At 73.5% G+C, this 12,584-nt stretch carries 11 protein-coding genes and 2 pseudogenes; 12 read left to right on the top strand and 1 reads right to left on the bottom strand.

Features of this window, described 5'->3' with window-relative positions; genetic code table 11:
* Positions 1-251: 251 nt before the first annotated feature.
* The 5 genes and pseudogenes from DEF28_RS14965 (at position 252) to DEF28_RS14945 (ending at position 6,771) form a co-directional block, all read left to right on the top strand.
* Positions 252-1,247, top strand: coding sequence for a GNAT family N-acetyltransferase (locus tag DEF28_RS14965; protein ID WP_114397337.1), 996 nt, complete (start codon positions 252-254; stop codon positions 1,245-1,247).
* A 260-nt stretch (positions 1,248-1,507) separates the two neighbouring features.
* Positions 1,508-3,301: a gamma-glutamyltransferase gene (ggt, locus tag DEF28_RS14960; RefSeq protein ID WP_233515312.1), complete on the top strand. Its 1,794-nt coding sequence runs from the start codon at positions 1,508-1,510 to the stop codon at positions 3,299-3,301.
* Between the two features lie 151 nt (positions 3,302-3,452).
* Positions 3,453-4,226: pseudogene (locus DEF28_RS14955) on the top strand (hydroxymethylglutaryl-CoA lyase); the annotation flags it as partial.
* A 260-nt stretch (positions 4,227-4,486) separates the two neighbouring features.
* Complete coding sequence (locus tag DEF28_RS14950) at positions 4,487-6,142, top strand: CTP synthase (RefSeq protein ID WP_114397336.1); 1,656 nt, start codon at positions 4,487-4,489, stop codon at positions 6,140-6,142.
* Positions 6,139-6,771: an NUDIX domain-containing protein gene (locus DEF28_RS14945; protein WP_114397335.1), complete on the top strand. Its 633-nt coding sequence runs from the start codon at positions 6,139-6,141 to the stop codon at positions 6,769-6,771. Before DEF28_RS14950 ends, DEF28_RS14945 begins: the two co-directional genes overlap by 4 nt.
* A gap of 175 nt (positions 6,772-6,946) precedes the next feature.
* Here the strand turns inward: DEF28_RS14945 and DEF28_RS14940 are convergent, their stop codons facing one another.
* Complete coding sequence (locus DEF28_RS14940) at positions 6,947-7,360, bottom strand: SDR family oxidoreductase (RefSeq protein ID WP_181874264.1); 414 nt, start codon at positions 7,358-7,360, stop codon at positions 6,947-6,949.
* Between DEF28_RS14940 and DEF28_RS27570 the strand changes: the two genes are divergently transcribed.
* From DEF28_RS27570 to DEF28_RS27565, 7 genes and pseudogenes are all read left to right on the top strand, one after another.
* Entirely contained in the window at positions 7,359-7,604 is a 246-nt protein-coding gene (locus DEF28_RS27570; RefSeq protein WP_181874263.1) for an SbtR family transcriptional regulator, read from the top strand. The genes DEF28_RS14940 and DEF28_RS27570 overlap by 2 nt on opposite strands.
* A 171-nt stretch (positions 7,605-7,775) precedes the next feature.
* Positions 7,776-8,816, top strand: coding sequence for a site-specific tyrosine recombinase XerD (locus DEF28_RS14935; protein ID WP_181874267.1), 1,041 nt, complete (start codon positions 7,776-7,778; stop codon positions 8,814-8,816).
* Positions 8,817-9,031: 215 nt separating this feature from the next.
* Entirely contained in the window at positions 9,032-9,994 is a 963-nt protein-coding gene (locus DEF28_RS14930; RefSeq protein WP_114397334.1) for a ParA family protein, read from the top strand.
* Positions 9,967-10,458 carry a hypothetical protein gene (locus tag DEF28_RS14925; RefSeq protein WP_199493320.1) on the top strand — a complete coding sequence of 164 codons (492 nt, stop codon included), beginning with the start codon at positions 9,967-9,969 and terminating at the stop codon, positions 10,456-10,458. Before DEF28_RS14930 ends, DEF28_RS14925 begins: the two co-directional genes overlap by 28 nt.
* 161 nt (positions 10,459-10,619) lie before the next feature.
* Positions 10,620-11,447, top strand: coding sequence for a segregation and condensation protein A (locus tag DEF28_RS14920; RefSeq protein WP_114397333.1), 828 nt, complete (start codon positions 10,620-10,622; stop codon positions 11,445-11,447).
* Positions 11,448-11,464: 17 nt separating this feature from the next.
* Positions 11,465-12,082, top strand: coding sequence for an SMC-Scp complex subunit ScpB (scpB, locus tag DEF28_RS14915; RefSeq protein ID WP_233515315.1), 618 nt, complete (start codon positions 11,465-11,467; stop codon positions 12,080-12,082).
* A pseudogene (locus DEF28_RS27565) lies at positions 12,066-12,584 on the top strand (pseudouridine synthase); the annotation flags it as partial. The gene scpB and the pseudogene DEF28_RS27565, both read left to right, overlap by 17 nt.

The raw sequence follows: 12,584 nt of genomic DNA, 5'->3' as shown, positions 1-12,584 counted from the left end.
GAGATGATCATGAGACGTTGACCGGTTACCGTGGTCCCGCGACTGTCTTGCTCTCATGAAATTGCACGGAGACAATTTTTCACAACAAAGCCGGAAAATCTCCGGGTTGCCCCGCGTGTCGTGGGGCGAACCGGTAGCGTCTGCCGGGTAGTCGGGGCGCGACAGCACGTGATCGCCGTCGGGGGCGGCGACGACGTCGGGTGCGGCGCGGCGGAGGCGCGGGCTGGCGTCGATGGGGCCAGGGAGGGAACATGAGCGGTTATGTCGCCCGGATGCGGCAGGACGGTCCGCCTGGAAGCAGCGCGGAGTTCGACCTGCTCGTCGGATCGGCTGCCAGGCGCTGGGCCGCGGTCGACCCGCTGCTGCCGGAACCGTCCCACCCACGGCTGAGCGGGTACCCGCTGCTCACCGTGAGCGACGAGCACGGCCGGCCGGCCGCCCTCGGGACCATGCGCTACTCCTGGTACCAGCCCGGCGAGGCCGGCCGGACCTGGGGGGTGCCCGACCAGCACTGGCTCACCCCGCTCGTGGGCGGCCCGGACCCGGAGGGGGCGCTCGACTCGCTGCTGACGAGCTGGCGCGACCAGCTGGAGCAGCTGCCCTCGGGGACGGGCAGCGAGTCGGCGGCGCAGCTCACCTGGCCGGCGCGCGACGTCTGCGGTGTGCGGCCGCTGCAGCGGCACGGGATGCAGCCCATCACCGTGCTGGCGGCCCGCCGGCAGCGCCGGGGCGTCCCGCCCTCCCTGCCGCCCCGCGACGTCACGATGCGGCTCGCCGACATCCACGACCTGGCGGTGGTGGTCGGGCTCATCATGGAGGAGCACCGCTACGAGGAGTCCTTCGGCGGCGTCTTCGTCCAGCCCGAGACCCCCGAGCAGACCCGGCGGGTGGTGGCGCGGGCGCTCAGCCGGCCGCCGTCGTGGGTGTGGCTCGCCGAGCGCCGCGGCCGTCCGGTGGGGCTGCTGTGGGTGTCGCCGCCCGAACGCGCCCGCTGGGCCGCGCCGCTCGTCAACGCGGCTCCGGCCGCCTACGTCGGCTACGCCGTGGTGGCCGAGGAGGAGCGCGGCCGGGGGATCGGAACCGCCCTGGTGAGCCAGGCGCACCAGGCCATGGACAGCCACGGCATCGCGGTCACGCTGCTCAACTACTCCGTGATGAACCCGCTGTCCGGTCCGTTCTGGCACCGCATGGGCTACCGCCCGCTGTGGACCACCTGGGAGATCCGGCCCGCTCTCGCACTGCGCTGAGCCGCGCGGGCGCCCGGCCGCTCGCCGGCCGGGGGTGTGATTCCGGCCGCTTCGCGCCGGGTGGCCGCACCTGGCCCCGGTCCCCGGCCGGTGCGGAGCCGGACGTCACGCGGGGTGGCCGTCCGGAGGCGCACCCGGCGGCCCGCCACAATGCCGCAAATCCCCCCTGGTGCGGACAACTCATGACAGGTTAACCTTCGGCGCATGTCACCTTTCGGAGCGTATCGGGCGTTCCGGTGCGACGAGGCGGAGGCCGACACGTGAGGCGTGCGTTCTACCGGGCCGGAGCCACGGCCGGACTGCTGCTGATGCTGGGCACGACGGCCGTCCCCGCGGCGGCGGAGGAGCGGCCGAGGCCCCCGGACCGGGACCCGGTGGCGGTGGGGCGCGGCGGGGCCGTGTCGACGGTGGACCCGGACGCCACCGAGGCCGGGCTGCGGATCCTGCGCTCGGGAGGCAACGCCGTGGACGCCGCGGTGGCCGCCGCTGCCGCGCTCGGCGTCACCGAGCCGTACTCGGGAGGCTTCGGAGGCGGCGGGTACTTCGTCTACTACAGCGCCAGGGACCGCCAGGTGTACACGCTGGACGGCCGGGAGACCGCCCCCGCCGCCATGCGCGAGGACTCCTTCCTGGAGAACGGCGAGCCCATCCCCTTCGCCGAGGCCGTCACCTCCGGGCTGTCGGTCGGTGCCCCCGGCACCCCCGCCACGTGGGAGCACGCCCTGGAGGAGTGGGGCACCGTCTCGCTGAGGCGCGCGCTGCGGCCGGCCATCGACCTCGCCGACCGCGGTTTCGTCGTCGACGAGACCTTCCGGCGCCAGACCGCCGACAATGCCGAGCGCTTCGCCGACTTCCCCGCCACCGCCGACCTCTTCCTGCCGGGCGGCGCGCCCCCGGAGGTCGGCACCGTGCTGCGCAACCCCGACCTCGCCGACACCTACCGGGAGTTCGCCCGGCACGGCACCGGTGTGCTCGCCGGCGGCATCGGCGCCGACATCGTGCGCACGGCCACCGCGCCGCCGGTGGCCGAGGACGCGGACCGCACGGTGCGCCCGGGCCTGCTCAGCGCCGAGGACGTGGCCGGGTACGAGGTCGTCGAACGCGATCCCACGCACGTCGAGTACCGCGGCCTGGACGTCTACAGCATGGCGCCGTCCTCCTCGGGCGGCTCCACGGTGGGCGAGGCCCTCAACATCCTCGAGCGGTACCAGCCCGAGGACCTGGGACCGGCCGAGCTGCAGCACCTCACCCTGGAGGCCAGCAAGCTCTCCTACGCCGACCGCAACGCCTACATCGGCGACCCCGCCTACTCCGACGTGCCGCTGGAGACCCTGCTCTCCGAGGACTTCGCGGCGCAGCGCGCCTGCCGGATCTCCCCCGACGCGGTGCTGCCCGCCCCGGCGGCGCCCGGCGACGTGACCGGAGGTGGCGGCTGCCTCGACGGCGGCACGCCCGCGGAGGAGGGCGCCGAGGGGCCCTCCACCACGCACCTCGTGACCGCCGACCGGTGGGGCAACGTCGTCTCCTACACGTTCTCCATCGAGCAGACCGGCGGCAGCGGCATCGTCGTCCCCGGCCGCGGCTTCCTCCTCAACAATGAGCTCACCGACTTCGAGTTCGAGGTCTCGGAGACCGGCGCCGGCGCCGCGAACCTGCCCGCGCCGGGCAAGCGGCCGCGCTCCAGCATGGCGCCGACCATCGTGCTGGAGGACGGCCGCCCCTGGCTGGCCGTCGGCAGTCCGGGCGGCGCCACCATCATCACCACCGTGCTGCACGTCCTGGTGGACCGGATCGACCGCGACATGACGCTGCCGGAGGCGGTGGAGGCGCCGCGGCTCAGCCAGCGCAACGCCGCCGCCACCCAGGCGGAGCCGGCGTTCATCGGGACGCCTGAGCAGAAGGAGCTCAGCGAGCTGGGGCACACCTTCAGCGAGGTGCCCGAGATCGGGGCCGTGGCCGCGCTGGAGTTCCTCGGCCGGGGCCGCATCCAGGCGGTCGCCGAGACCGAGCGGCGCGGCGGCGGGCACGCCGCGGTGCTCGTTCCGGGGCGCTGAGCGCGCCGCCGCGGCCCGCACGGGCCGCGGCGCCCCGTGGTGCTGACCGCACCGCCGCCGGCTGGTTAGGCTGGGCCTGACCGCCGGCGGCGGCCCCGTCCGCCCGGCCGGTGCTCGGCCGCAATCGGACCAGCGCGGAGGGAGCCACACCATGGCAGCGGAGCCGACCACCCCGGCCGGAGGCGTGGAGATCGTGGAGGTCGGACCGCGCGACGGTCTGCAGAACGAGGACGCGGTGCTGTCCGTGGCGGAGAAGGTCGAGCTGATCGACCGCGCCGTCGCGGCGGGGCTGCGGCGGATCGAGGCCGTGAGCTTCGTCAACCCCCGCCGGGTGCCGCAGATGGCCGGGGCCGAGGAGGTCATGGCCGGTGTCCGCCGCGAGCCGGGGGTGTCCTACATCGGGCTGGTCCTCAACCACCGGGGCCTGGAGCGGGCGCTGGCCGCCGAGGTCGACGAGGTGAACGTCGCGGTGCCCGCCACCGACGAGTTCTCCCGCCGCAACCAGGGGCGCACCGTCGAGGAGATGCTGGCCGACTGCGCCGGCATCGCCAAGGCGGCCCACGACGCGGGCACGCCGCTCAGCATCACCGTCTCCACCGCCTTCGGCTGCCCGTTCGAGGGGGAGACCCCGCCGGAGCGGGTCGTCGAGATCGCCCGGCGCGCCGCCGACATGGGCGCCGTGGAGATCGCGCTGGCCGACACCATCGGTGTCGGGGTGCCGCGCCAGGTGCGCGACCTCGTCACCCGGGTCCGCGCGGTGGCGGGGACGGCCCGGCTGCGCTGCCACTTCCACAACACCCGCAACACGGGCTACGCCAACGCGCTGGCCGCCCACGACAGCGGGGTCACGGTGCTGGACTCCAGCATCGGCGGTTTCGGCGGCTGCGGCCGCATGGCGGGGCCCGCGGCGGGCAGGACGACCGGTGGGGCGGGAGTCCGCCTCCCCGGGTGTTCTTGGTACGTTCGTTCGCCGTACCGCCGTGTACACCTCGGCCCCGCCGCGCGGCCGCGGTACCGGCGCCCTTCCGAGGTCCGATACCTCCGCAGGTGGGGGACGCTGTTATCCTGGTGGCCCGTGGCGTCCGAGGTAGGCATTCGGCGCGAATCGCCGCCGACCACCGGGCTCCGCACGGCCGCCTGTCGTGTTCGGGCGGTTCGTAGCCAATCGACCACGGGAGCATCACTTTGGCATCCGCCGCGAGTACCAAACACCTTTTCGTCACCGGCGGCGTCGCCTCCAGTCTCGGGAAGGGCCTGACCGCCTCCAGCCTCGGGCGGCTGCTGAAGTCCCGCGGTCTGCGGGTCACCATGCAGAAGCTCGACCCCTACCTCAACGTCGACCCCGGCACGATGAACCCGTTCCAGCACGGCGAGGTGTTCGTCACCGACGACGGTGCCGAGACCGACCTCGACATCGGCCACTACGAGCGGTTCCTGGACACCGAGCTGTCGGCCTCGGCGAACGTCACCACCGGGCAGATCTACTCCAGCGTCATCGCCAAGGAGCGCCAGGGCGCCTACCTCGGCGACACCGTGCAGGTGATCCCGCACATCACCAACGAGATCAAGTCGCGGATCTACGCGATGGAGGACGCCGACGTCGACCTGGTCATCACCGAGATCGGCGGCACGGTCGGCGACATCGAGTCGCAGCCCTTCCTGGAGGCGGTGCGCCAGATCCGGCACGAGATCGGCCGCGAGAACTGCTTCTTCCTGCACGTCTCGCTGCTGCCCTACCTCGGCCCGTCCGGCGAGCTGAAGACCAAGCCCACCCAGCACTCCGTGGCGGCGCTGCGCAACATCGGCATCCAGCCCGACGCGATCGTCTGCCGCGCCGACCGCCCGATCCCGCAGAGCCTGAAGAGCAAGATCAGCCTGATGTGCGACGTGGACGAGGGCGGCGTCGTCTCCACGCCGGACGCCCCCTCGATCTACGACATCCCCAAGGTGCTGCACCGCGAGGGCCTGGACGCCTACGTGGTGCGCCGGCTGGGCCTGGCCTTCCGCGACGTCGACTGGACCGAGTGGGACAACCTGCTGCGCCGCGTCCACCAGCCGAGCCACGAGGTCACCATCGCGCTGGTCGGCAAGTACATCGACCTGCCCGACGCCTACCTGTCGGTGACCGAGGCGCTGCGGGCGGGCGGGTTCGCCTGCGACACCCGGGTCAACATCCGCTGGGTGGTCAGCGACGACTGCTCGACCGCGGCCGGTGCCGCGCGGGAGCTGGACGGCGTGGACGGCGTGCTCATCCCCGGCGGGTTCGGCGTGCGGGGGATCGAGGGCAAGCTTGGCGCGATCCGCCACGCCCGCGAGAACCGCATCCCGCTGCTCGGGATCTGCCTGGGCCTGCAGTGCCTGGTGATCGAGTACGCGCGCGACGTGGTGGGGCTCGAAGGCGCCAACAGCACCGAGTTCGACGACAAGGCCAAGCACCCGGTCATCGCCACCATGGCCGACCAGACGGACGTCATCGCCGGCGAGCGGGACATGGGCGGCACCATGCGCCTGGGCCTGTACCCGGCGGCGCTGGCCGAGGGGTCGCAGGTCCGCGAGCTGTACGGCGAGGAGGAGGTCTCGGAGCGGCACCGGCACCGCTACGAGGTGAACAACGCCTACCGCGCCCAGCTGGAGGAGGCCGGACTGGTCTTCTCGGGTCTGTCGCCCGGCGGCCACCTCGTGGAGTACGTCGAGCTGCCGCGCGAGGAGCACCCGTTCTTCGTCGCCACCCAGGCGCACCCGGAGCTGCGGTCCCGGCCGACCCGCGCCCACCCGCTGTTCTCCGGGCTGATCACCGCCGCGCGGGACCGCGCGCTCGCAGCGGGCGAGGCGCGCGGATGAGCGGCACCGTCGACTACACGGTGGCCGACCACCCCGAGTCCTGGACCGTCGAGGACACCGCCGAGCGGTTCCGCAGCCCGAAGGTGGCCATGCGCAGCGACTGGGTGCGCATGCCGGGCTCCGGCGGCCGGACCGAGGTGGTGCAGCGCGACCTGTTCGTCCACCCGGGCGCCGTGGCGGTGGTCGCGCTGGACGACGCCGGCCGGGTGCTGCTGCTGCGCCAGTACCGGCACGCCGTCGGCCACCAGCTGTGGGAGCTGCCGGCCGGCATGCGCGACGTCGACGGCGAGCCCCCGGTGCGCACCGCCCAGCGCGAGCTGCTGGAGGAGGCCGGCTACCGGGCCGCCACCTGGCACGAGCTGGCCGACGTCTTCCCCTCCCCCGGGTTCTCCACGGAGCGGGTGATCGTCTACCTCGCCCGCAACCTCACCGAGGTCCCCGCCGAGGAGATCGACTTCGAACGGGTGCACGAGGAGGCGGACATGCCCCTGGAGTGGATGCCGCTGGAGGACGCCGTGCGGGCGGTGCTCACCGGCCGGCTGCACAACGCGTCCGCCGTCATCGGGATTCTGGCCGCCCAGGCGGCGGTCCGGGACGGGCTGTCCACCCTGCGGCCCGCCCTCGCCTAGGGAGCGGGTGGAGACCCGTCCCACTAGGACGGTCGGTGCCGAGTCGGCGTCACCGACGCGTGCCGCCGGCACACACGCGAAGCCTCCGGTACAGGGGCCAACGACCAGGAGGACCCTGTACACCGGAGGCTTCGTGCCGCTCTGCCGATCCGCGGGTGATTCCTGAGAGGCAGCTTCAGCCGAGGATGCCCTCGGGGTGGAAGCGCTCGACCCGGTCTCGGGACGTGACCATGGTCCAGTAGATCTCGGCGAGGTCCTTCGGGTCGGCCACGGGGACCCGCGGACCGCCGTGTTCGTCGAACGCGGCGGCAGCCGCGGCGGAGACCTCGCTGCCGGCGATCAGCGAGGCGATGCTCAGGGGGCCCACGTGCACCCCGCTGTCGGCGACTTCGGCGTGCAGGCCGTGCAGGAAGTTGCGGGTCGCCGCCATCACGGTCCCCAGGCCGGCCAGGTTGGCCATCGGCCGTGCCGCGGAGAGACCCTCGGCGAGCAGGAAGGCTCCGTCACCGCGCTCCTGCCACTCGGGAAGCAGCGCGTGCGCGATCTCGACCGGGGTCAGCAGGAGCAGCGGCAGGAGGGCCTCCAGCATGCTCGCCCGCATGTCGACGGCCCGGGTGAACGTGCGGCTGTGCGCGCACGCGATCGGGGCGTCGCGGGAGATCATGGACCGGGCCCGCGACGAGGGCCTCCTCCGGGCGGAGGTCACCGACGACGACCTGCTCCATGTCTTCGCGGCGAGCGCCGCCATCGCCCGCGCGACCGAGACGAGTGACCCGGGCGCGTGGCGCAGGCACGTGGCGTTCGTACTCGACGGGTTCCGGGCCCCCGAGTAGCGGGACGGGGCTCCTGCGTCCCGTAGACCCGTAGACATCTCGGTGGCGCGGCGGGACCGGGGCCCCGGCTCCTCACCGGTGACCGGGTCCCAGCAGGCCGCCTCGTACGTTCCGCGCCCCGAATCGCCCCGGTCTGTGGCATCATCTCCCCCGGATGGCCTGGGGGAGGTGATCGCGACGACGGCCGAGCAGCACCACCCGCACGGAGCGGAGCCCGCGCCCGCCCTGGAGTCCGCGGTGCGCGGCTACCTCGACCACCTCACCGTGGAGCGCGGTCTGGCCGCCAACACCCTGACCTCCTACCGGCGCGACCTGCGCCGGTACCTGCGCTTCCTCGCCGAGCGCGGGCGCGGCGAGCTGGCCGAAGTGCGCGAGGCCGACGTCACCGACTTCCTGCGCGGGCTGCGCGAGGGCGACGCCGAGCACCCCCCGCTCGGCGTGAACTCGGCCGGGCGCGCGGTGGTGGCGGTCCGCGGCCTGCACCGGTTCGCGCTGCGCGAGAAGCTGACCGCGGCCGACCCCGCCCGGCAGGTCCGCCCGCCCGCACCGCCCCGGCGGCTGCCCAAGGCCATCTCGCTCCAGGAGGTGGAGACGCTGCTCGCCGCCGTGGACACCGGGGACGACCCCCGGGCGCTGCGGGACCGCGCGCTCCTGGAGCTGCTCTACGGCACCGGCGCCCGCATCTCCGAGGCGGTCGGACTGGACGTCGACGACGTCGAGCGGGTCGCCGTCGGCGCCGCGGCGCCCGAGGAGCCGGCCGGCCCGGCGCAGGGCGGGGCGGGCGGCCGCGGCGGCGTCGCGGTGGTGCGCTACCGCGGCAAGGGCGGCAAGGAGCGGCTGGTGCCGATCGGCCGGTTCGCGCTGCGCGCCCTCGACGCCTACCTGGTGCGCGCCCGCCCGGCGCTCGCCGCCCACGGCCGCGGGACGCCCGCCCTGTTCCTCAACGCGCGCGGCGGCCGGCTCACCCGCCAGGGTGCGTGGGCGGTGCTGCGCGCCGCCGCGGAGCGGGTCGGGCTGACCGACGTCTCGCCGCACACCCTCCGGCACTCCTTCGCGACCCACCTGCTCGACGGCGGCGCCGACGTCCGGGTGGTCCAGGAGCTGCTCGGGCACGCCTCAGTCACCACGACGCAGGTGTACACGCTCGTCACCGTCGACCGGCTCCGCGAGGTCTACGCCGCCAGTCATCCGCGTGCGGTGGCCCACTCGTAGCGGCATTCGGACATCTGGCCCGCGTGGACAGGCGAAACACTCGCTCACGGGGGTCCGCCGACGCGAGAGTGTCGCGTTGATTCGGGTGCGGCCGACGTTCTAGAGTCGCGGCACGACGGTTTCGCGCTGTCGACATATTGAGTTTTTCCGACGGCCGGTCAACCGGTTCGCGAGAATCGGCCGGTAACGGCTGGGCCGTAGGGAGGTCAAGGGTTGTGAGCTGGTCTGGGCACGACGAGTCGGAGGCGGCCGATCCCGCGTCCGCCGAGGAGGACACGGTGACCGGAGCAGCGGGCAGCCCGTGGGGGGAAACACGCACGGGGGCGGCACTGACCATCAACAGACCGAAACCGCAGTTCCCGGAACCGGCACCGCTGAGCGATCACGGTCCGGCCCGGGTCGTCGCACTATGCAACCAGAAGGGCGGGGTCGGCAAGACCACGACGACCATCAACCTGGGCGCCGCCATCGCGGAGTACGGCCGCCGGGTCCTGCTCGTCGACTTCGACCCGCAGGGCGCGCTCTCGGTGGGTCTCGGGCGGTTGGACCCGCGCGAACTCGACCTCACCGTCTACAACCTGCTCATGCAGCGCGACGTCACCGTCGAGGACGTGCTGCTGAAGACCGACGTCGACGGGCTCGACCTCATCCCGAGCAACATCGACCTGTCGGCGGCCGAGGTCCAGCTGGTGGGCGAGGTCGCCCGCGAGCAGATGCTGGCGCGCTCGCTCAGGCCGGTGCTCGACGACTACGACGTCGTCCTCATCGACTGCCAGCCGTCGCTGGGACTGCTCACGGTCAACGCGCTGACCGCGGCGCACGGCGTCATCGTCCCGCTGGAGTGCGAGTTCTTCGCGCTGCGCGGAGTCGCACTCCTCATGGACACCATCCAGAAGGTGCAGGAGCGGCTGAACGACCGGCTCGTCATCGACGGCTTCCTCGGTACCATGTACGACCCGCGCACGCTGCACGCGCGCGAGGTGCTGGCCACGATCATCGACGGCTTCGGCGACAAGGTCTACAGCACCGTCATCAACCGGACCATCCGCTTCCCTGACGCCACGGTCGCGGGAGAGCCCATCACCCGGTTCGACTCGTCCTCGGCGGGCGCCAACGCCTACCGGGAACTGGCCAAGGAGGTGCTGGCCAGGTGGCCGCTCAGCGATCACGACGCGTGACGCTGCCCGGCGCGGCGGACCTGTTCTTCCGGTCCACGACGACGCCGGAACCGGCGGTCCGCGACGAGGGGGGAGCCGCGGAGCGGCGAGGCGCTGAGCGTCCGGAGCCGCCGACGCCTCCCGCCGAAGGCCGGTTCGCCCCGGCGGAGGAGGGAAGCGAGGCGGCGAGCGCGGCCAGGAGCGCCGAGCGCGCCGCGCCCGTCCCCCGGGCCCGCAAGCCGCGGGCCCGGACGCAGCGGGCGCCGCAGCCCAGCGGCCGGCAGCGCCACGAGGAGAAGATCACCGTGTACATCTCCGCGGCCGAACTGCTCGCACTGGAGCAGACCCGGCTGACGCTGCGCGCCGAGCACGGCCTCACCGTGGACCGGGGGAGGATCGTGCGGGAGGCCGTGGCCGTGCTGCTCGCCGACTTCGAGGAGCACGGTGAGTCGAGCATGCTGGTGCAGCGGCTCGGCGACGACTGACCGCTGGCCGCACCGGCCGATCGGCCGTGCGGGTGTTTCGTGCGTTCCCCGCCACGCGGGTGTTTCGTGCGTTCCCCGCCACGCAGGCGTTTCGTGCGTTCCCCGCCACGCAGGCGATGCCACCCTAGGGGTATGACCGCAACCACCCCGACCTGCGCCGCATGACCGAGGACGCGACCCCCGCGAGCGGCTTCCAGGTGCACCTCGACAACTTCGAGGGCCCCTTCGACCTGCTGCTGGGACTGATCTCCAAGCACAAGCTGGACATCACCGAAGTCTCGCTCTCCAAGGTCACCGACGAGTTCATCGCCTACATCAAGGCGCACGGGGACTCCTGGGACCTCGACCAGGCCAGCCACTTCCTGCTGGTCGCCGCGACGCTGCTCGACCTGAAGGCGGCGAGGCTGCTGCCGCGCGGCGAGATCGAGGACGAGGCCGACCTCGCCCTGCTGGAGGCGCGCGACCTGCTGTTCGCGCGGCTGCTGCAGTACCGCGCCTACAAGGAGGCCGCGGCCGTCCTCGCGGCCCGGCTGGCCGCCCAGGGCCGCCGGTTCCCGCGCGCGGTCCCGCTGGAGCCCCGCTTCGCCGAGTCGCGGCCGGACGTGTTCATCCGGCTGGGCCCGCAGGAGTTCGCGGCCCTGGCGGCGCGCGCCCTCACACCCAGGGAACCGCCGAGCGTGCCGGTGACGCACATCCACCAGACCAGGACCTCGGTCCGCGAGCAGGGCCTGCTGGTCGTGCACGCGCTGCGCGAGCACGGAACCCTGACGTTCGCCGAGCTGACCGCCGAGTGCGGCGGTACCTTCGAGGTCGTGGCCCGGTTCCTCGCGCTGCTGGAGCTGTACCGCGCGGCCAACGTCGCGTTCGACCAGCCGGAGCCGCTGGGCGACCTGCACGTCACCTGGACGGGCAGCGAGCAGGGCGAGGTGGCGGTGGCCGACGAGTACGGGCAGCAGAAGACGGCCGAGGGGGACGGGGAGACCGAGTGAACGCGCGCGACACCAGCATGGTGGAGGAGGCCGCCGGGGCGGCACCGGCGGCCGAGGACGCGGCGGGCGGCCCGGACGGGCGGCGCGCGCGGCTGCGGCGGGACCTGGAGGCGGTCCTCATGGTGGTGGACCAGCCCGTGGCGGAGTACGACATCGCACGGGCGTTCGACCTCCCGGTGGAGACCGTCGCCGCGGTGCTCGCCGAGCTGTCGCACGAGTACACCGAGCAGGGCCGCGGGTTCGACCTGCGCCAGGTGGCCGAGGGGTGGCGGTTCTACACCCGTCCGGAGTGCGCCGACGTGGTGGAGCACTTCCTGCGGGACGGGCAGGAGGTGCGGCTCACCCAGGCCGCGCTGGAGACGGTCGCGGTCGTCGCCTACCGGCAGCCGGTCTCCCGGGGCCGGGTCTCGGCGGTCCGCGGGGTGAACTGTGACGGCGTTATGCGTACCCTCGTACTGAGGGGCCTGATCGAAGAGGCCGGCCACGACCCGGAGTCGGGGGCACTGCTCTACCGCACGACCAGCTACTTCCTGGAGCGTCTCGGCCTGCGCAGCCTCGACGAACTTCCCGATCTCGCACCGTTCCTGCCCGACGACATCGAAGGTCTCGACGACACAGGTGAACACACCAGGTAAGCACGACAGGTCCCGCGCCGAGCGGGACTCCTACGACCGGCGCGGTGAGCGCGGTCGATCCACAGCCCCGCGCGGTGAGCGCGGCGATTCCACCCGTGGGCGCGGCCACGGACGCCCGCAGTACCGCGACGGCGACGACCGCCGCCGCGGCGGACGCTTCGGGGACCGCGACGACCGCGGCCGGGAGCGCGACGATCGGGGCGGCAGGGGCTCCTACGGCCGGGACCGCGGCGACGACCGGCGCGACGACGACCGCCGCCCCTACGGGCGGGACCGCTTCGAGCGCGACACCCGCGCCGGCGGGCGCCCGGGCGACCGCGAGCAGCGCGGTTTCCGCGACCGCGAGCGCGGGCGGGATGACCGGCCGCACCGTGGGCGTGACGAGCGTCCGCAGCGGGACGGCGGCGGGTACCGCGAGGGCGGCGGTGGCGGTTATCGGGACCGTGAGGGCCGGGGGTACCGCGACCGTGACGGTGGCGGTTTCCGGGGGCGTGAGGAGCGT

The sequence above is a fragment of the Marinitenerispora sediminis genome (assembly GCF_003336425.1).
Taxonomy (GTDB): domain Bacteria; phylum Actinomycetota; class Actinomycetes; order Streptosporangiales; family Streptosporangiaceae; genus Marinitenerispora; species Marinitenerispora sediminis.
Note: the sequence above shows the minus strand (reverse complement) of the source record. Positions and strands in the feature narration are given on the sequence as shown.